Annotated in this window: 18 protein-coding genes; 11 read left to right on the forward strand and 7 right to left on the reverse strand. The window is 68.5% G+C overall.

What is annotated here, in order from left to right; all coding sequences use genetic code 11:
• Window positions 1–382: 382 nt before the first annotated feature.
• The 4 genes from ACFXNW_RS16890 (at window position 383) to ACFXNW_RS16905 (ending at window position 4,145) form a co-directional block, all read left to right on the forward strand.
• Complete coding sequence (locus tag ACFXNW_RS16890; protein ID WP_379418589.1) at window positions 383–2,809, forward strand: AAA family ATPase; 2,427 nt, start codon at window positions 383–385, stop codon at window positions 2,807–2,809.
• Between the two features lie 158 nt (window positions 2,810–2,967).
• A complete protein-coding gene (locus ACFXNW_RS16895) occupies window positions 2,968–3,300 on the forward strand; it encodes a hypothetical protein (protein WP_379418590.1) in 333 nt (110 codons plus the stop codon).
• An 88-nt stretch (window positions 3,301–3,388) separates the two neighbouring features.
• The gene (locus ACFXNW_RS16900) at window positions 3,389–3,778 is read left to right on the forward strand and encodes a YchJ family protein (protein ID WP_379418591.1); all 390 of its coding nucleotides are present in this window, start codon (window positions 3,389–3,391) and stop codon (window positions 3,776–3,778) included.
• Window positions 3,779–3,869: 91 nt separating this feature from the next.
• Complete coding sequence (locus ACFXNW_RS16905) at window positions 3,870–4,145, forward strand: SelT/SelW/SelH family protein (RefSeq protein WP_379418592.1); 276 nt, start codon at window positions 3,870–3,872, stop codon at window positions 4,143–4,145.
• Between the two features lie 11 nt (window positions 4,146–4,156).
• Here ACFXNW_RS16905 and ACFXNW_RS16910 read toward each other — a convergent pair whose 3' ends face one another.
• A complete protein-coding gene (locus ACFXNW_RS16910) occupies window positions 4,157–4,501 on the reverse strand; it encodes a zinc ribbon domain-containing protein (protein WP_379418593.1) in 345 nt (114 codons plus the stop codon).
• A gap of 47 nt (window positions 4,502–4,548) precedes the next feature.
• On the opposite strand from ACFXNW_RS16910, the gene ACFXNW_RS16915 reads away from it, so the two are divergent.
• Entirely contained in the window at window positions 4,549–6,117 is a 1,569-nt protein-coding gene (locus ACFXNW_RS16915) for a carboxylesterase/lipase family protein (protein ID WP_379418594.1), read from the forward strand.
• Window positions 6,118–6,173: 56 nt separating this feature from the next.
• Here ACFXNW_RS16915 and ACFXNW_RS16920 read toward each other — a convergent pair whose 3' ends face one another.
• The 3 genes from ACFXNW_RS16920 to ACFXNW_RS16930 form a co-directional block, all read right to left on the reverse strand.
• The gene (locus tag ACFXNW_RS16920; RefSeq protein ID WP_379418595.1) at window positions 6,174–7,481 is read right to left on the reverse strand and encodes a cytochrome P450; all 1,308 of its coding nucleotides are present in this window, start codon (window positions 7,479–7,481) and stop codon (window positions 6,174–6,176) included.
• A 127-nt stretch (window positions 7,482–7,608) separates the two neighbouring features.
• Window positions 7,609–8,331: a TIGR03089 family protein gene (locus ACFXNW_RS16925; protein ID WP_379418676.1), complete on the reverse strand. Its 723-nt coding sequence runs from the start codon at window positions 8,329–8,331 to the stop codon at window positions 7,609–7,611.
• Between the two features lie 39 nt (window positions 8,332–8,370).
• On the reverse strand, window positions 8,371–9,831 hold the full coding sequence (locus ACFXNW_RS16930; protein ID WP_379418596.1) for an LCP family protein: 1,461 nt from the start codon (window positions 9,829–9,831) through the stop codon (window positions 8,371–8,373).
• A gap of 206 nt (window positions 9,832–10,037) precedes the next feature.
• Between ACFXNW_RS16930 and rfbD the strand changes: the two genes are divergently transcribed.
• The 3 genes from rfbD to ACFXNW_RS16945 all read left to right on the forward strand — a co-directional run bounded on the left by rfbD (window position 10,038) and on the right by ACFXNW_RS16945 (window position 13,022).
• Complete coding sequence (gene rfbD / locus ACFXNW_RS16935) at window positions 10,038–10,919, forward strand: dTDP-4-dehydrorhamnose reductase (protein ID WP_379418597.1); 882 nt, start codon at window positions 10,038–10,040, stop codon at window positions 10,917–10,919.
• 80 nt (window positions 10,920–10,999) lie between these two features.
• Window positions 11,000–11,899 carry a glycosyltransferase family 2 protein gene (locus ACFXNW_RS16940; protein WP_379418598.1) on the forward strand — a complete coding sequence of 300 codons (900 nt, stop codon included), beginning with the start codon at window positions 11,000–11,002 and terminating at the stop codon, window positions 11,897–11,899.
• A gap of 43 nt (window positions 11,900–11,942) precedes the next feature.
• A complete protein-coding gene (locus ACFXNW_RS16945) occupies window positions 11,943–13,022 on the forward strand; it encodes a sugar phosphate nucleotidyltransferase (protein WP_379418599.1) in 1,080 nt (359 codons plus the stop codon).
• 1 nt (window position 13,023) lies between these two features.
• Here ACFXNW_RS16945 and ACFXNW_RS16950 read toward each other — a convergent pair whose 3' ends face one another.
• On the reverse strand, window positions 13,024–13,236 hold the full coding sequence (locus ACFXNW_RS16950) for a DUF4287 domain-containing protein (RefSeq protein ID WP_379418600.1): 213 nt from the start codon (window positions 13,234–13,236) through the stop codon (window positions 13,024–13,026).
• A gap of 101 nt (window positions 13,237–13,337) precedes the next feature.
• Window positions 13,338–13,769 (reverse strand): DUF4267 domain-containing protein, encoded by a 432-nt coding sequence (locus ACFXNW_RS16955; protein WP_379418601.1) that lies wholly within the window; start codon window positions 13,767–13,769, stop codon window positions 13,338–13,340.
• 94 nt (window positions 13,770–13,863) lie between these two features.
• On the opposite strand from ACFXNW_RS16955, the gene ACFXNW_RS16960 reads away from it, so the two are divergent.
• The 3 genes from ACFXNW_RS16960 (at window position 13,864) to ACFXNW_RS16970 (ending at window position 17,406) form a co-directional block, all read left to right on the forward strand.
• A complete protein-coding gene (locus ACFXNW_RS16960; protein WP_379418602.1) occupies window positions 13,864–14,442 on the forward strand; it encodes a TetR/AcrR family transcriptional regulator in 579 nt (192 codons plus the stop codon).
• Between the two features lie 207 nt (window positions 14,443–14,649).
• Window positions 14,650–16,122, forward strand: coding sequence for a phytoene desaturase family protein (locus tag ACFXNW_RS16965; RefSeq protein WP_379418603.1), 1,473 nt, complete (start codon window positions 14,650–14,652; stop codon window positions 16,120–16,122).
• A 210-nt stretch (window positions 16,123–16,332) separates the two neighbouring features.
• Window positions 16,333–17,406, forward strand: coding sequence for an HtaA domain-containing protein (locus ACFXNW_RS16970; RefSeq protein WP_379418604.1), 1,074 nt, complete (start codon window positions 16,333–16,335; stop codon window positions 17,404–17,406).
• Between the two features lie 67 nt (window positions 17,407–17,473).
• Here ACFXNW_RS16970 and ACFXNW_RS16975 read toward each other — a convergent pair whose 3' ends face one another.
• Window positions 17,474–18,394: a cation diffusion facilitator family transporter gene (locus ACFXNW_RS16975; RefSeq protein WP_379418605.1), complete on the reverse strand. Its 921-nt coding sequence runs from the start codon at window positions 18,392–18,394 to the stop codon at window positions 17,474–17,476.
• Window positions 18,395–18,550: the final 156 nt, after the last annotated feature.

Below are 18,550 nucleotides of genomic sequence, written 5' to 3' on the forward strand. Positions count from 1 at the left end.
TCCCCGGATTTGTACCGCATCCCACCGACAAGTTCACCCGATCCCGGCCCCGACCTGGGAAACCCGGTGTGCCGTCGACACATTCGAGACCAGACCGCCGCCCGCATCTCTTGCATTGTGGTGTGACCTCTGGCATTCTGACCTGTTCGGCTCGCCCGAGCCACCCGAATAGGGTGACACACCAACAAGCTGCCCGTCGGGGCTGGCGAGGGGTGGACATCGGAGCGCAGCCCCGCGTTTCGATGGCCAATTCCATCCCCGCGGGCAGTTTCTCATCTGTGCCTGCGCCCGGCTATCGGGTAGCGTTTCGGACAGCTTTCGTACAGTGCGACCGCGCGCGGGGTGGAGGTGCGCCGCGGTTCGGTGGTGCAGGGGGTGGTGTATGCGCACAAATTCCGAGACGGACCCGGCGAGTCGGCGGGCGCCCCGGTTGGCCCAACTGGTCACGCGGCGGCTCGAATCCGATCCCGCGGTCACCTCGGATATCGCACACACCGTGCTCACGGCGCTCGGCGACCTCGAAACGAGCGAACCCACAGCCGAATTCGGTGCCGCCGGTATCTTCCTGCGTGCTATCCGAGTACGTGGATTCCGGGGCATCGGCGCCGAGACCACCCTCGAACTCGCGCCGGGCCCCGGCCTGACCTTGGTGGTCGGGCGCAACGGCAGCGGGAAATCCAGTTTCGCCGAAGCGGCGGAACTGGCCCTGACCGGTGGCAATCGGCGCTGGGACGGACGGTCGGCGGCCTGGCGTGAAGGCTGGCGCAACCTGCACGAACCCGAACCGGCGCGCATCGAACTGGAACTTCTCGCCGGCGGCGAGCGTCCCGAACTCACGGTCACCAAAGAATGGGCGCCCGGCGCCGCCCTGTCGGAGGCCCGGTGGACCCAGCGCACAGTCGCCGGTCGCGCACCGTTTCCGGCGCGGCGCTGGTCGGTGCCGCTGGAGCTGTACCGCCCGTTCCTGTCCTACAGCGAATTGGGCGCGTTGGTCGACGGCAAACCGAGCGAATTGTTCGACGCCCTGCACCAATTGCTCGGACTCGACGAACTCACCGTCGCCCAGGAAACCATCCGCATGCGGCGCCTCGAACTCGAACGCGCCGCGCGCGACTCCCGCCAGGAACGCCTCGAACTCCTCGCCGAACTGGCCACCGTCGCCGATGATCGCGCCGTCCGGATGACCGAACTACTTCGCCCGCCCACACCGGATCTCACCGCCGTCGAAGCCGAACTCTTCGGCTCCGATATCGGCAGCGAACCCGACGGCCTGCGCGCCATCGTGCGCCTGCGGCTGCCCGCCGAAGCCGAGGTCGCCGACCTCGCGGCCCGGCTCAGCGAGTGCGGCGCCGCGATCGACCGCGACGCCACTGCCGACGCGGAGGCCGATCTGCGCATTCTGGAACTGCTCACCCGCGCCCGCGACCACGCCGCGGTCGCGCGCCCCTGCCCCTGCCCGGTGTGCGGGCAGGGCACCCTCGACGCGGACTGGTCGCGCGCCGCCGACGCCTCCATCGCGGCACTGACCGACCGGGTCGCCGCACTGGCCGGTGCCCGCAGCGCCCTCGACAGCGCCTTGCGGGCGGCCCGAGCACTGCCGGAGCAGCTCCCCACAGAACTGGCATTCGACCCGCGCAATCCACCCAGCGTGGATACCGCGGCGGTCCGCCACGCCTGGACCGAATGGGCAGCGCTCACCGACACCGACTACACCAACGACCTGCCCGGTCGACTGTTGGCGGCCCATGCGCGACTGGTCGACGAACTCGAACTCCTGCAGCAGGGCACCCGCAAGGAACTCGACCGGCTCGACGAGGTCTGGGCACCGTTGACTCCGCGCATCGCCGCCTGGCTCGACGGTGCCCGCGAGGTAGCCGCGCACGCGGACGAGCTGCGCACCGTACGCAAGGCCGAGGAGTGGCTCAAGGCCGCCACCGCCGGGCTGCGTGGTGAACGGATGGCGCCACTGGAGACCACCGCGCGCTGGGTCTGGCACAGCCTGCGTCAGCAGAGCAATGTCGAACTGGGTGGAATCCGCTTGCAGGGCAATGTGAACACCGCGCGCCGGGTCCTGCTCGATGTCACCGTCGACGAGGTGGACGGTGCGGCGCTCGGTGTGATGAGCCAGGGTGAGCTGCACGCCCTCGGACTGTCGCTGTTCCTGCCGCGGGCCACCGTGGAGGACAGCCCGTTCCGGTTCGTGATGATCGACGATCCGGTGCAGGCGATGGATCCGGCCAAGGTCGACGGGCTGGCCAGGGTGCTCGCGACGGTGGCGTGGACGCGTCAGGTGGTGGTGTTCACCCATGACGAGCGGCTCGCCGAGGCGGTGCGCCGAATGCAGATCGACGCCAGGGTGCTCGAGGTCCAGCGGCGGGAACGTTCGCGGGTGGAGGTGCGGGTGTCCGGTGATCCGGTGCTGCGCTACCTCGACGACGCCCGCGCACTGACCCGTACCCCGCAACTGCCGCCCGCGATCGCCGACGAGCTGGTCGCCACCTGCTGCCGCTCCGCGCTCGAGGCGGCGAGCCTGGCCAGGGCGCGGCGTGAGCTGCTCGCCGCCGGTGTCGATCACCGTGAGGTCCAGCGCCTCATCGACACCGCGCAATCCACAAGGGCGATGGTCGCGCTCGCGGTACTCGGCCCGTCCGGACGCATCGAGGACCTGGGCAAACGCCTTGCCCGCGAAGGTAAATGGGCGGTTGGCGCGTTGCGCGACGCCACTGCGGGCGCCCATGTTCCGATCGGGCGCAGCATGCACGACCTCATCGCCGATACCGAGAAGCTCGTCGACTGGCTGGCTCGGTGAGCGAGGATGCCACCCCGGCACGACGCCGTCGCCGGGGTGCGCGCGGCCGGGGCGGGCGTACGCGCCGGAGACCGGAACGGACTGGGCCGAACCGGCATCGTCGTGATGATCGAGCTGCCGATGTCGACCGTCCGACCGTCGCCGAGCGACTGGCGGCGGTGGACGGCCTGCTCGATGGCACCGTCACCGATGCGGGCGGCCTGTGGTCGCGCGCCACGGCGTGGATCCTGCGGATCGCGCTGGAGCAGGTGGTCGACGAACTCTGGGCGCGGGTAGCGCCGGAGCTGATGCGCTGCCCGATGCGCGCCCAGCTGCTGGCCCTGCGCACCTTCGCCGGGCCACTCACCGCGGCGCGGATCGCAACGCTGTGGTCGGCGCTGTCGCATGCCGCGCACCATCACGATTACGAGCTGGCACCCGGTGTCACCGAGCTGCGCCGGTGGCGGGAGGAAACAGCGCGCATCGCCGACGATCTCGCCGCGATCCGGTGAGCGCCGCATCCGGCTCGTACAGCGCCGACCAGCTCGTGGCGTCGCTTGCGATTGGCCGCAGCGGCCGCCGATGAGCATGATCGGTGCCATGGATCAGACGCAGCCGTGCCCCTGCACACGCGGTGAACCGTTCGGCAGCTGCTGCGGGCCGATACTGGCCGGTGAACGCAGCGCGCCGACCGCCGAGGCGCTGATGCGTTCGCGCTACACCGCCTTCGCTGTCGGCGACGTCGACTATCTGCGTCGCTCCTGGCATCCGCGCACCCGCCCGGCACAGCTCGAACTCGACCCGGACCAGCGATGGCTGTTTCTCGAGATCCAGCGCACCGAACGCGGCGGGCCCTTCGACGACACCGGCACGGTCGAGTTCACCGCGCACTATCGCGACGACAGCGGTCGGGGATCACTGCACGAGGTCAGCCGCTTCGGCCGCGAGGGCGGCGTCTGGGTCTACGTCGACGGCGTCGTCACCGCCTGACCGGTCAGGCCCGGAGGTGGCAGCGCAGCATCACCATGCAGGGCTTGCGGTCGGCGCGATCTGATACCGCCCGACCGGTAGGGTTCGCCGCATGCCACGTGTCGCGATCGAGTACTGCACCCAGTGCCGCTGGCTGCTGCGGGCGAGCTGGATGGCGCAGGAGCTGCTGTCTACCTTCGCCACCGAACTCGGTGAGGTCGCGTTGATCCCGGAGACCGGAGGGGTCTTCCGTATCACCGTCGACAACGAGCAGATCTGGGAACGCAAGGCCGACGGCGGCTTCCCGGACATCGCGGTGCTCAAGCAGCGGGTGCGCGATCGTGTCGCCCCGGACCGCGACCTCGGCCACGTCGACAGGCGCGACTGAACGGGACGGCCTCAGCCGCAGCAGCCGCCCCCACAGCAACCACCTGTTGGACGCGGTGCGGCGGCGGGCGCGGGCGCGGCGGCCCGGCCGACCGTCCCGAAGGTGGTGAGTAGTTTGACAGTGTCGTCGTGCCCGCTCGGGCAGGCGGCGGGCGCGGACGCCTCGGCCATCGGACGATTCACCTCGAACGTGTCACCGCAGCTGCGACACCGAAAGTTGTAACTCGGCATCGCCACAGCATAGCGAGCACGTGACAGAGCAGACATTCGTCGCGGAATTGCTATCTGAACTGCGGTACCGACGCGCCGGGCGCGACTCGCCGTCTCGTGGCGAGGTTCGGTCACCGTGGCTGTCATGAACACCGTCGTACCCTCGATAGACAGAGGTGTGAGGAGGGTCTGCGATGAGCACTGAGTTGTTCCGGGCGACGTTGACGCAGGACGAGTCGGCCCCGGTGGCGGAAACCGAATACGGCCGGGTGCGCGGAGGGCGTGACGGCGAAGTGCTCGTCTGGCGCGGTGTTCCCTATGCGGCCGCGCCGGCAGGTCCGCATCGGTTCTCCCTGCCGCGCGCACCGCAACCGTGGGACGGTATCCGCGACACGACCGAGTTCGGTGATATCGCGCCGCAGAACATGGACAACACCGTCCCCATCGACAAGGGCCTGCGGATGGGGGAGGACTGTCTGTGGCTCAATGTCTTCGCCCCGGCAGCCACCGCAGACACTCCGCGCCCGGTCATGGTGTGGTTGCACGGCGGTGCGTACTGCCTGGGCACGGCCGCACAGGGCATCTACGACGGACGCAAACTGGTCGAGATGGGCGATGTCGTGCTGGTGACGGTCAACTACCGGATCGGTGCGCTCGGATTCCTCGATCTGTCGTCGCTGTCGCCGGACTTCGTACCCAACCTCGGCCTGCACGATCAGCTCTTCGCGCTCGAATGGGTGCAGCGCAACATCGCCGCGTTCGGCGGCGACCCCGACAATGTCACCCTCTTCGGCGAGTCCTCCGGCGGCGGCTGCGTGACCGCGCTGCTGACCGCACCCCGTGCGGCGGGTCTGTTCCATCGGGCGATCGCGCAGAGCCCGCCCGCGACGACGGTCTTCGGTCCGGAACGAGCCGCCGGGGTTGCCGACCGGTTCCTGGAACTGATCGATATGCCCCGCGAACGAGCCGCTGATCTGCTCGAATGCCCGATCGACCGGATCATCGACGCCGCTGCGGTCTTGATCGATGAGGTGCCGATCCAATCGCCGGGCACCCTCGCCGCGGCGCCAGTCGTCGACGGCGACCTGCTGCCCGGCTATCCGACCGATCGCTTCCGTGACGGGCTGTCCCACCAGGTGCCGCTGATCATCGGCACCAATAAGGACGAGGCGTCGCTGTTCCGGTTGTTCCGGTCACCGATCATGCCGGTGACGCCGGATGCGGTGAACGCGATGCTCAACGGCGTGCAGGCGAGCCACCCCGGGATGTCGCATGAACGGGTCGCCGAGATCACCGCCGCCTACCCGGACCTCGCCAAGCCCCGTGGCGCGCTGGCCATGTCCACCGATGCCGCGTTCCGGATGCCCGCGCATTGGGTCGCCGACACCCACTCCCGGCATTCGCGCACCTGGATGTACCGGTTCGACCATGCCACCCCGATGTTGCGTGCGGCCCGCGTCGGTGCCGGGCATGCCACCGAATTACCGTATGTCTTCGGCAATTTCGGCACCTTCGATCACGATCCGACGTTCTGGCTCGGTGGTCGCAAAGTGGCCGCCGAGGTGTCCGGTCGGATGATGCGGCGCTGGCTGGCCTTCGCCCGCCACGGCGTGCCTGCCGCCCTCGATGGGTCCAAACACTGGCCGCCGTACCACGAGGCCACGCGAACCACGTTGTTGATCGATGCCGCCGACCGCGTCGTCGACGACCCCGACCACGACCTGCACACCGCGTGGGGTGAACAGGCGCTCGGCTTCGCCTGACGGGACCCGGGCGGGCCATCCCCGCCCCGGCCCGCCCGGGACCCGCGGGGCGTCGATCAGACGCCGGTGTGCTGCGGGCTGCGCGCGCGTGGACCCAGATTCGCCGGCATGTGCTCGTAGCCGTGCAGGGTGAACAGTTGTCTGCGCCGCGGTGGTCCTTCCAGGCGCAGGTCCGGGAAGCGCTCGAAGAGCCCACGCAGGGCGTGGGTGCCCTCCATACGCGCCAGGCTGGCGCCGAGGCAGACGTGGATGCCGCTGCTGAAGGTGAGGTGGTCTTTGGCGTTGGCCCGGGCCACGTCGAAGCGGGCCGGATTCTCGAAGACCTCGGGATCGCGGTTTGCACCCGCCAGTGACAGCACGATCGTGGCCCCGGCCCGTAAGGGCACACCCTCGAGTTCGGTATCCGTGACTGCGGTGCGTGCCGTGGTCTGTACGGGCGGGTCGAACCGCAGCACTTCCTCGATCGCGTTCGGCCACAGGTCGGGTTCCTCGCGCAAGCGGTCCAGCTGGTCGGGGTGGGCAACCAGCTGACTGATGCCGTTACTGATCAGGTTCACCGTGGTCTCGAAGCCGGCGCCCATCAGCAGGCTCGCGGTTGCGATGAGCTCTTCGGTGTTCAGCTCGTCCGCGGTGACCAGAGTGCTGAGGATGTCGTCGCCGGGGGTGCGACGCAGGCGTTCGATGTGCTCGATCAAGTAATGGTTCATGAAGTGGGTGGCGTCCATGGCGCGGCGGTGCGCCTGCCAGGAGATACCCAGGTCGAGCAGTGGGGTCATCCGGTCGCCCCAGCGCAGGAACATCTGCCGGTCCTCGTCGGGGAAGCCGAGCATTTCGGAGATGATCGCAATCGGGACCTGGGCGGCGTATGACTCCACCAGGTCGGCGGAACCGTGGGCGGGCAGCGCGTCGAGCAGTTCGGCGGTGACCGTCTCGACTCGATCGCGCAGTTTGCCGATGGCACGCGGGGTGAAGGCCGAGGAGACCGGCTTGCGCATACGGGTGTGCTCGGGCGGATCGATCACCAGCATCGACGGCGGCTCCACCGGATTGGGCGGTACCGGGAACCTCTTGGACAGCCATTGCAGTGGTCCGGGCAGTGCGAAACTCTCCGGGGTGCGCACTCCGAACCGGTTGTCACGCAGAATGGCTCGGCTCAGGCCGTGGTCGAAGGTGACCCACGAGATGGCGGCCCGCTGTAGCCCACCCTCGCCGCGGAGCTGCTCGATCAAGGGATATGGATCGTCGACTCCATCGGGCCCGCCCATCAATCGTGCGAAGGCGTCACCACGACGGGCCTGTGTCCGTAGGACTGCGCGCGGCATACCGTGGGCCGACAACCACCGGAACAAATACTGCGGCTTCATCTCTCACCCGACCCCATCGTCTGATGTGTGCGATATCACCACCGTACGGAACCCGCGCACCAGCGGGAACGTCCCAGAGTCGGACAATCGACCTATACCACGGTAGGAGTCGGGCGCACAGCGAGCCTCATCCCCGCAGGGCGGTGACCCGTTCGGTCTCGACGCGGCGTTCGCGCAGCGCGGGATCCGGGTTGACCACCTGGACCAGCGAGGCGCCCGCCGCGAGGACCGCGACGAAGCCGTCGATGAGTTCGGCCGGTGTATCCCACGGGGTGCTCGACAGCACCCGGTCGCCTTCGGAGAACCCTTGGCGCAGCGCCGATGTGCGGGCCTCGGCCAGGACTTCCGGCACCGACATCCCATCCAGGGCGATGCCGATCCCGCCGGGCAGGAACTGATCGCCGTGCACGCGCACCGAGGTGGCGAAATCGGTGATGCCGACCGGCAGATCGCGCACGGGCATACCCATCGGATCCAGCGACAGCGCCGCGACCTCACCTGCGCCGTCGGTGTCGTCGAGCCGGTCGACGGTGGCAAGGGCCAGGTCGGCGTCGGGATCCGGATGCAGGACCACCTCGGTCCCGGCCCACCAGCAGCCGAGTAGTACCGCAGCTGTCTGCCAGTGCGCGGGCAGCAGCACCGCGACCCTGGCGCCGGGTGTGAGCCCGAATTCGTCGCGGACCAGGTTGGCCGTCTTGGCGGCCCAGTTGGCCAGCGTCAGGCCGGACAGCTCGATCCTGGCCCCGGTGGCATCGTCGTAGTAGGTGACGCGCGGACCCGCGGGTTCGCGCGCGAGGATCGGGTCGAGCACCGCCTCGGTGAGGGTCAGTGCTTGCTCGAGGTCACGCATCGGCTGGTTCACGCTCACTGGCTGTTTCATGCACGGTGGCTAATTCACGCATGTCGGTCCGTTCTTGCCTGCATCGATCGGCGGAGCGGGCGGTACGGGGGTGGCGGAGGTCGACGGAGTATCGAAGTCGAACATGCCGCCCGCCTCCGACCCGGGACCAGAATAGTCGCTCGCCAGCACCACGCTCACCGTATCCGCCGCAACCGTCTCGTCGGCCAGCACCGTCAGCCCGCCCAGCGCCTCGGCGACCGCCTTGGCTTTCGGATCAGAGGTCGACGCGGCAAGCACCCGGCTGCTCGTCACCGACTCGCCACTGTAGTTGTCCACCTCGCCCTGCCGGAAACCCTTGGTGCTCAATGCCTGTGACACTTCGCCCGCCAGGCCGCCGACCAGGCTCGCGTTGAAGACGTTCACCGTCACCGTCGACGGCGCGACCGTCGGCTCGTCGGATTGCTCGCTCTCCTCGCCGACCAGTGAGGCCACATACGATTTCACCGCCTTCTGCTCCACCCGCACCACCGATTCGCCGTCGGAGGTGGTGCCGTTGAGATCGGCCACCGGGATCGTCTCGAAGGTGACCTTGCCGCCGGTCAGATCCTGTAGCTGCTGCAGGAACGCCAGCACATCCCAGTCTTCGTCGAGCACGACGGTGCGACCGACGGCTTCACTCAATTCGCTCAGCCTGCTCGGATTGCTCAACGTGTCCTTGCTCAGCACTTGCCCCACCAACTGGGCCATGAACACCTGCTGGCGCACGATCCGGTCCAGATCGCCGCGGGGTAGATCGTGGCGCTGGCGGACGAAACTCAATGCGCGCGGACCGTCGAGGCGCTGCTTGCCTGCAGGGAACGACGCACCGGACATCCATTCGTCGACGGGATTGTTCAGGCAGACGTCCACACCGCCGACCGCGTCGGTCAGCAGCACGAACCCGAGCAGGCTCACCTCCGCGTAATGGTCGACCGTGATGCCGGTGAGCCCGGCGACCGTCTTCACCAGGGTTTGCCTGCCGACCTGGGTGGATTTGCGTTCGGCTTCCTGCTCGGAGGCGCCCTCGTCCAGCAGCTCCTGCTGCTCCTGCTGCTTGGTGATGCCGTAGGCGGAGTTGATCTTGCCTTTGCCCAGGCCGGGGATGTCGACGTAGGAGTCGCGCGGGATGGAGATGGCGGTGGCCGAACTGCCGTCGTTGGGGACCCGGATCAGCACGATGGTGTCGGTATTGGTGCCGATCTCGTCGCCCGCGTGCAGCATGGCGCGCTCGGCGTCGGTCAGCGGATTACCGTGCGCGTCGGTGCGCGAATCGACGCCGACCAGCAGGATGTCGACCGCGCCGTCGCGGCCACCGCCGAGGCCGAGATCGGAAATGCGTTCGATATTGGAGATGAGACTGTCCACACTGCGCCAGGCCAGTCCGGTGACCACCAGCACAAGCACAGCGATCACCGCCACCAGTGCACGCACCGGGCCGAACGAACTCGGTTCCCCTTCGGTGCGGGACATCGGTGCGCTGCCCCCACTTGCCGCGCTCCTCCGCTGCGCCACCTGCAGTCCTCTCCACCGCGCCGGGTCCGCTCGACAGACCCGGCGACCGATTCCAGTCCTTCCGACTCAGCGTCGCTCATGACACCCAGCCCCATCACGAGGCTAACCAACGGCAACGGTGGTGGAGCCGAACCGCTGGTGTCACGGCGTGCCAGACTGGCCGCATGACCGCCGCTACGCCGCCTGGAGACCCTTCGGACCCCGCCCTGATCGAACGTTTGGTCGTGACCGGGTCCGGTGGGCTGCTCGGCCATGAGCTGCGCCGGTTCGCACCCGCCGCGCGCGCGTTCGGTCACCGCGATCTCGACGTCACCGACGCCGGCGCGGTGCGCGCGGTCGTCCGGCCCGGCGACGTGGTGGTCAACTGTGCCGCGTTCACCGATGTCGACGGGGCCGAATCCGCGCCGGAGGCGGCCTTCGCGGCCAACGAGACCGGTCCGGCCGTGCTGGCCGCGGCCTGCGCCGACCGCGGTGCGCGGCTGATCCATATCTCCACCGACTATGTCTTCGACGGAACCGCGACCCGGCCGTATGAGGCGACCGATCCCACCGCGCCGCTGTCGGTCTACGGGCAGTCCAAGCTGGCCGGTGAACAGGCCGTACTCGAATCAGCCGCACAGGTGCATGTGGTGCGCACCTCGTGGGTGTTCCGCGCCGCCGGCGGCGACTTCGTGGCGACCATGCGGCGACTGGAGCGCGAACACGACACCATCGACGTAGTCGACGACCAGCTCAGCTGCCCTACCTACGGCGGCGACCTTGCCGTGGCGCTGCTGGAATTGGCGCGCACTCCGGACGCGCCACGCCTGCTGCACGCCACCAATTCCGGTACCGCGAGCCGATTCGAGCTCGCGCGAGCGGTATTCGCCGGTGTCGGCGCCGATCCGGAACGGGTGCGGCCCTGTGATTCGTCGAAGTTCCCCAGACCCGCTCGGCGCCCAGCGTATTCGGTGCTGTCGGACGCATCGTGGACCGGTGCGGGGTTGACGCCGCTGCGTCCCTGGCGTTCGGCGCTCGAAGCCGCACTCACCGACCATCCACGTTAGGCGTACCTCCGCATTCGCTCCGGCCATGCGCGGGGCTGTGGGCGGGCGAAGCCCGGCTGCGCCCGTTAGGCTTACCGGCTGTGAGCCCCTCCGATTCCACGGGTCAGCCCAGTCTGGCCGTCGTCACGGTCACTTACTCGCCTGGCGAGCACCTCGAGCACTTCATCAGCACCCTTGCCACCGCCACCGCGGAGAAGCCGCAGGTGATCCTGGCCGACAACGGGTCGGTCGACGGTGTGCCGGAGCTGGTTGCCGAGGCCAACTCGCATGTGCGGCTGCTACGTACCGGGGGCAATATCGGCTACGGCGGCGCCATCAACCGTGCCGTCGCCGAATTGGATCCGTCGATCGAATTCGTGGTCATCTCCAACCCGGATATCCGCTGGGGCAGCGACGCGATCGATGATCTGCTCGCCGCCGCGAAGCGCTGGCCCCGCGCGGGTGCGCTCGGCCCGATGGTTCGCGAACCCGACGGCAGCGTCTACCCGTCCGCGCGCTCGGTGCCCGGACTGCTCGACGGTGCCGGTCACGCCGTTCTCGGCTCGATCTGGAAATCCAATCCGTGGACGGTGCGCTACCGCCAAGAGAACGAGCAGATCTCCGAACGCACCGTCGGGTGGTTGTCGGGATCGTGCCTGCTGGTGCGTCGCGAGGCCTTCGACGCCATCGACGGCTTCGACTCGCGCTACTTCATGTACATGGAGGACGTCGACTTCGGCGACCGGATGGGCCGCGCGGGCTGGCACAACGTCTTCGTGCCGACCGCCGAGGTCACCCACGCCAAGGGACACGCCGCAGGCCGTCACCCAGAGCTGATGCTGCCCGCCCACCACGCCAGCGCCTACCGGTTCCAGGCCGATCGGCATCCGCACTGGTGGCAGGCCCCGTTGCGGCTGGCGCTACGGGTCGGACTTGCGGTTCGCTCCCGGATTGCGGTTCGATCTGCGCTGCGTGCGAAGGCGCGTGACGAAGCTTCGTGAGTGCACCGCTCGCGGACGATCCACTGTGAACAGAGGACCCTCGATGTCAGGACATTCAGGCACCGACGCCGTGATTCTGGTCGGCGGTCAGGGGACGCGGCTGCGTCCGCTGACCCTGTCGGCGCCCAAGCCGATGCTGCCGACGGCCGGACTGCCGTTCCTGACCCATCTGCTGGCCCGGATCGCCGAAGCGGGCATCACCCATGTCGTGCTCGGCACCTCGTTCAAGGCCGAGGTGTTCGAGGAGCATTTCGGTGACGGTGCCGACCTCGGACTCGAGATCGAATACGTCACCGAGACCGAACCGCTGGGCACCGGCGGCGGTATCCGCAATGTGCTGCCCAAGCTGCGCGCGGACAACGTCATGGTGTTCAACGGCGATGTGCTCGGCGGCACCGATCTCGGTGCGATCCTCGACACCCACGAATCCACCAAGGCCGACGTCACCCTGCATCTGGTGCGGGTCAGCGATCCGCGCGCCTTCGGCTGTGTGCCGACCGACGAGAACGGCCGGGTCACCGCGTTCCTGGAGAAGACCCAGGATCCGCCGACCGACCAGATCAACGCCGGTTGCTATGTGTTCCGGCGCGAGTACATCGAGAAGATCCCCTCGGGGCGTCCGGTATCGGTGGAACGCGAGGTGTTCCCCGCGCTGCTCACCGAGGGCGCCAGGCTCCAGGGGCATGTCGACACCTCGTACTGGCGCGATATGGGCACCCCCGAGGACTTCGTGCGTGGTTCGGCGGATCTGGTGCGCGGGATCGCGCCCTCGCCGGCCCTGCCGGGTCAGCGCGGTGAATCGCTGGTGCACCAGGGTGCCGGGGTGGCGCCGGGTGCGCTGCTCATCGGCGGCACGGTGGTCGGCCGGGGCGCCGAGGTCGGTGCCGGTGCCCGCCTCGACGGTGCGGTGCTGTTCGACGGTGCCCGGGTGGAGGCCGGGGCGACCGTCGAGCGTTCGATCATCGGGTTCGGTGCCAGGATCGGCCCGCGGGCGCTGGTCCGCGACGCCGTCATCGGTGATGGCGCGAGCGTAGGCGCCCGCTGCGAGCTGCTGCGCGGTGCGCGGATCTGGCCCGGGGTGGAGCTCCCCGACGGTGGTATCCGCTTCTCCACCGACGTCTGACTCAGGACTCCCACTTCTCCGGGTTCAGGAAATGCTGGGTGATGGCGGTGGCGTGGCCGTGTCCGAAACCGTGCTCGGTCTTCAGCCACGTGACCAGCTCCTTGTTCGAACCGAGACCGGATTCACGCATGGCGGTCTTCCACTCGTCGATGCTTCGGCCGTACTTGGCTTCGATGGACGGGAAGTAGGACGCGGGCCCGTGCGGCTTTGTCATCGGATCTCCTGAGGGTCATTACTGATCTTCGGTTGTATCAGTACAGACGGTTCGGGCAGCGATCGATTCATCGCTGCCCGAACGTGTTCCCGGTCACATGCTTACGCCACGGCGACAGTTGGTCGGTGAACGGCCGAATCTGCACGCTGCACCCGCTGCTCGCGCAGCAGCAGGCCGCCGGTCAGCGCCACCCATGCGGCGGTCAGGCCGTGCACCCCGAGTGCGGTGGCGGTCGAACCGTCCCAGTGCAGGACGGTGAGCATGTCGCCGATCGGAACCAGGGACATGACCAGCAGCGCGATACCGAGTGCGTGGCGTTGCCGGGTGGCGAGCAGGGCGAGGATCAGCACACCTGATGCGGTATCGCGCACGCCTTTGAGGTTCATGAACGCGCTCGCCTCGCCCTCCGGCCATGCGGGCAGGCCGAATCCGGTGGCGATGGTCTCCGGCGTGATCAGGTAGCTGATGCCGATGTAGAGGATGAAGGCAGCGCCGAGCAGGGACAGTCCGGTGTTGATGCGAGAGAGGGTCATCGTCGTCTCCAATGTGTTCGATCTAGCGTTGCTAGCTATACGAGCAACGATAATCTATCTTCGCTACTGTGTCTAGCGGTGCTAGGATTTTGGGGTGACCACCCGAACCCGCAAGGAACGTGAACGCGCCGATCGGCATCAACGCATCATCGACGCCGCCCGCGAACTCGCCGAGACGCAGGGCTGGGAGGCGGTGACAATCCGTAAGCTCGCCGACCGGATCGAATACAGCCAACCCGTCCTGTACAGCCATTTCAGCGGTAAAACCGCCATCGTGTCGGCCGTCGCCGAACAGGGGTGCGCCGAACTCGCCGTGCTCCTGCGTGAGGCCCGCGCAGCGGCGGCCGATCCCGCCGAAGCTCTTGCCGCGGTCATCGGCGCCTACGTCGACTTCGCCGCCGACAACGCTGCCCGCTACGACGCGATCTTCGTCCTCAAAACCGACCTGCGATTCGGCCCGGAAGCGCCCGAAGCCCTGCAGGCCGCCTTCGACGAAATCCGACAGGCCTACGCGCCCTTCGCCGGCCCCTACGACGTCGAGACGGGCACCGAAGTCGCCTGGTCGGCGGTCCACGGCCTGGTAACCCTCGACCGTAGCGGCCGCCTCCGCCCCGACCTGCGCGACGAACGCATGAAAGTGTTACTTGCCCAATTGACTTCGGGTCGCGACTGACGTGGGCGAGCGGCACAGTCGCGCAGTGAGGATCCCGTGCGGCGCGCCCCGCCCCGCGATCATGTCGTCAGACCTGCCGTTGCCGATAGGACCCGGGTGACCGTCACGGCGACGCAGGACGGGGTGCGGCTGGTGCGGATATCTCGTCGCCGCACGGTGTGAAGGCGCTGACGGCGCGCGCTGGGTGGTACACGGCAGAATCGGGGGATGGCTGATGTCGTGGTGGTGGGGTCCGGGCCGAACGGAATGGCGGCCGCGGTGGTGCTGGCGCGGGCCGGGTTGTCGGTCGAGGTGTACGAGGCGCAGGACACGGCTGGGGGCGGATGCCGGACCGCCGAAGTAACGCTTCCGGGATTTCATCACGACACCTGCGCCGGTGCGCATCCGATGGCGTTGGCATCGCCGGTCTTCCGCGCATTCGACCTGGCAGCGCACGGGGTGGAACTGCTCGCCCCCGAGGCCTCCTATGCCCACCCGCTCGACGGGGGCAAGGCCGGGGTCGCTTGGCGGGATCTGGAGCGAACCGTCGATGGGCTCGGCGTGGACGGACGGGCGTGGAGCTCGCTGTTCGAGCCGCTGGTGCGGGACTGGCCACAGGTGGTGGATCTGGCGATGTCGGATCTGCGGCATATGCCCGCGCTGTCGCCTACGGCGGTCCGGTTCGGGTTGCGGATGCTGGAGCAGGGGTCGCCGCTGTGGAACGTGCGGTTTCGCGGCGACGCGGCGCCTGCCCTGCTGTCCGGCGTGGCCACGCACGCGATCACTGTCCCCAGGGCATTACCCGCCGTCGGCGCGGGCCTGTTGCTGGGCACACTCGCCCATGCCGGTGGCTGGGTGATACCGCGCGGCGGTAGCCAGGCGATCATCGATGCCCTGGTCGCCGAACTCGAGCGGCTGGGCGGACGAGTGATCACCGGCCACCGCGTCGATTCCCTCGACGAATTCCGCGATGCCCGCGCAATCGTCCTGGACACCGCACCCGCCGAATTGCTGCGCGTCGGGGGCGAGCGCCTGCCGGATGGTTACCGGCGCAGCCTCGGCCGGTTCCGCTACGGCGGGGCCGCCTGCAAGGTGGACTTCGCGCTTTCCGGCCCGGTTCCGTGGCAGGCCGAGGGGGTCGGCTCGGCGGGCACTGCGCATCTGATCGGTACCCGCGCGGAGGCGATGGCCGCGGAGCGCACCGTAGCAGCGGGTAGGCATGCCGAGCGACCGTACGTGCTGTCCATCCAGCCCGGCGTGGTGGATCCGAGCCGAGCACCCGAGGGCAAGCACACTTTCTACACCTATGCCCACGTGCCCAACGGCTCCGATCGCGACGTAAGCGACGCGGTGATCGCGCAGGTCGAACGGTTCGCGCCCGGATTCCGCGACCTGATTCTGGCGACGAACGTCCGCACCGCCGTCGAGATGCCCGCCCACAATGCCAATTACATCGGCGGTGACATCTCTGCCGGCGCGATGACTCTGCGCCAGACCGCCTTCCGTCCCTTGCCCCGCTGGAACCCCTACGCCACACCGCTGCCCGGGGTCTACCTGTGCTCGTCGGCGACACCACCCGGACCGGGTGTGCATGGAATGTGCGGCCTGCATGCGGCTGGTCATGTTCTGCGTTCGAGGTTCGGCGTGCGAACCGAACCGCTCGACCTGCTGCGAACCAGCCCCGACGACATCGACCACTGATCCGAGGCTCGGCGCCGGCCTCGACAACTGGAACCGGCCAGACGCGCGAGGTCGACCGGCCGCATCGATGAATGCAGAGTCGGTACCCATCGGCGCATGCGGCCACCGACGCGCCCGCCGCCGCTCATCGGTGACTGTGGCACGCGTCCCATCGCAGTAGGGCCGAACGTCCCTACTGCCGCGAATCGAGCCAGTCGTAATGTCGGGTGCGTGAGAACGACACTGCTAGCGGTCGTCGCCATCGCCGCGGTCACGGGTACCGGGACCGTCGTCGGCGTGGCGCCCACCGCCGCCGCCCCACCCGCACCCGCGATCGAACTGTTCACCGCCGATGGCAGGACCCCGCTGTCGGATACGCCCGTGCACATCGGTGACACCATCGTCGTGCGAGGTCGGGGATTCGATCCCGAGGCCAACACCTCGGGTCTGCCCGTCCCGGTCCCGCCGGGTGTACCGCACGGCATCTTCGTCACCTTCGGCGCGTTCGCACCGGACTGGCGGCCCTCACAGGGCGCCCCGACCAGTGCCCGCGCCGCGCAGCGGTCCGCGGTGAAATGGGTGTTGTCGGAGTCCGCGCTCGACCGAGTGCCGAGCGCACCGTTCGACTTCCAGCGCACCATTCGCCACCAGTGGGTCGAGCTGGAGCCAGAGGGTGATTTCACCGCGAGGCTGCAGGTGCGCGTCCCCGAACAGATCCCCGCCGACGCCCGTTTCGGCGTCTACACCTACGGCGCCGCCGAAGCGGTCAACGCCGAACAGGAGCTCGCAGCATCCGTGGTGTTCGATCCGGCGCCGGGCCCGAACGCACCGCCGCCGCCGCCTCGCGACCTGCAATGGGCCTTCGCTCCGAGTTTCGAGGACACCGTCACCGACACCCTCCAGGGCACCCTGGCCGGTTCGGGCGGCGCGGGCGTCCACGATGACGGCAGCCTCGGATTCACCTTCGACTCCGCCGATCTCGACGCCACAGGCTACGGCACCGTGCGCTACCGCGGGACCGTCGTCGCCGCGACCCGCTTCCACCTGGGGGAGATCGCGCTCGGGAATCCGTGGATCGAGTTCACCCCCGAAGGAACCTGGCTGACCGCCGAGACCTCCACCTCCGACACCGTCGGCGCGGATTCGCTGACACGCACCCGGCTCGCCCGCCTCGACACCGGCCCGGTCGCAGGGACGACGAGCTGGACCGATGTCCCCGCACGGTTCGAGCCGACGGTGCGGCCCGCCTCACTGCTGCCGTACGCGAACACCCAGGCCGCACCGATCAGCTTCCGGATCGGCTGACCGCACCGAGCGGGCATAACGAGAGTGCCCCTCAGCTGCGATGGCAGCGGAGGGGCACTTCGCGGTGTCAGACCGGTTGGGTCCGGTACAGGTCGGGTTCCAGGTAGATCACCCGGGCGGTCGGCACGGCGTCGCGGACGCGGGACTCGGCCGCGTCGATGGCGGCCGCGATCTGCGCGATGCCCTGGCCTGCGACGATCGAGACCTTCGCCGCGACCAAGAGCTCCTCGGGCCCGAGGTACTGGGTCTTGAGGTGGATGACGCGGTCGATCCGCTCGCCGTCCACCAGGTTCTCCCGGATCGCGCGGTCCTCGTCGGGGGTCGCGCCCTCACCGATGAGCAGGCTCTGCATCTCCACGATCAGCACGATCGCGATCACGCCGAGCAGGATGCCGATGGCCAAGGTGCCGATACCGTCGAAGATCGCGTTATCGGTGATCATGGTCAGCCCGACACCAGCGAGCGCGAGGACCAGACCGATCAGGGCGCCGGTGTCCTCGAGCAGCACCACCGGCAGTTCCGGGCTGCGGGAATTGCGGATGAACCGCCACCAGCTGGCGCGGCCCTTGAGCGGACGCGATTCGCGTACCGCGGTGGCGAAGCTGTAGGTCTCCAAGCCGATCGCGATCACCAGGATGACGATCGCGACGATCGGCGAGCTCAGTTCCTCGGGATGCTGGATCTTGTGGATGCCCTCATAGATCGCATACACCGAGCCGAGGGTGAACAACACCAGCGCGACGACGAACGAATAGAAGTACCGGTTGCGTCCGTATCCGAATGGATGCAGCTCGTCGGCCTCTTTTTCGGCCCGGCGCTGACCGAACAGCAGCAGGCCCTGGTTGGAGGTATCGGCCACCGAGTGCACGGCCTCGGCCAGCATGGACGCCGATCCGGTGATCGCAGCACCCACGAACTTGGCCGCCGCGATTCCGGCGTTCGCCGTCAACGCGGCGATGATCGCCTTCTTCCCACCACCAGCCGACATCCGGGCTGCCCTCCTGTTCGATGTGCCGCGCCATCGCCGTGATGCGCGGTCGGAGCCGATCGGGTCCGGGCCGGACCAGAGCGGGCCGCGAAACAGACTATGCGAGTCGCGCGCTATCCGCTGGGCCGGATCCGGGTAGCGGGTCGAGCGAGACCG

The sequence above is a fragment of the Nocardia sp. NPDC059180 genome (assembly GCF_042754945.1).
Lineage (GTDB): Bacteria > Actinomycetota > Actinomycetes > Mycobacteriales > Mycobacteriaceae > Nocardia.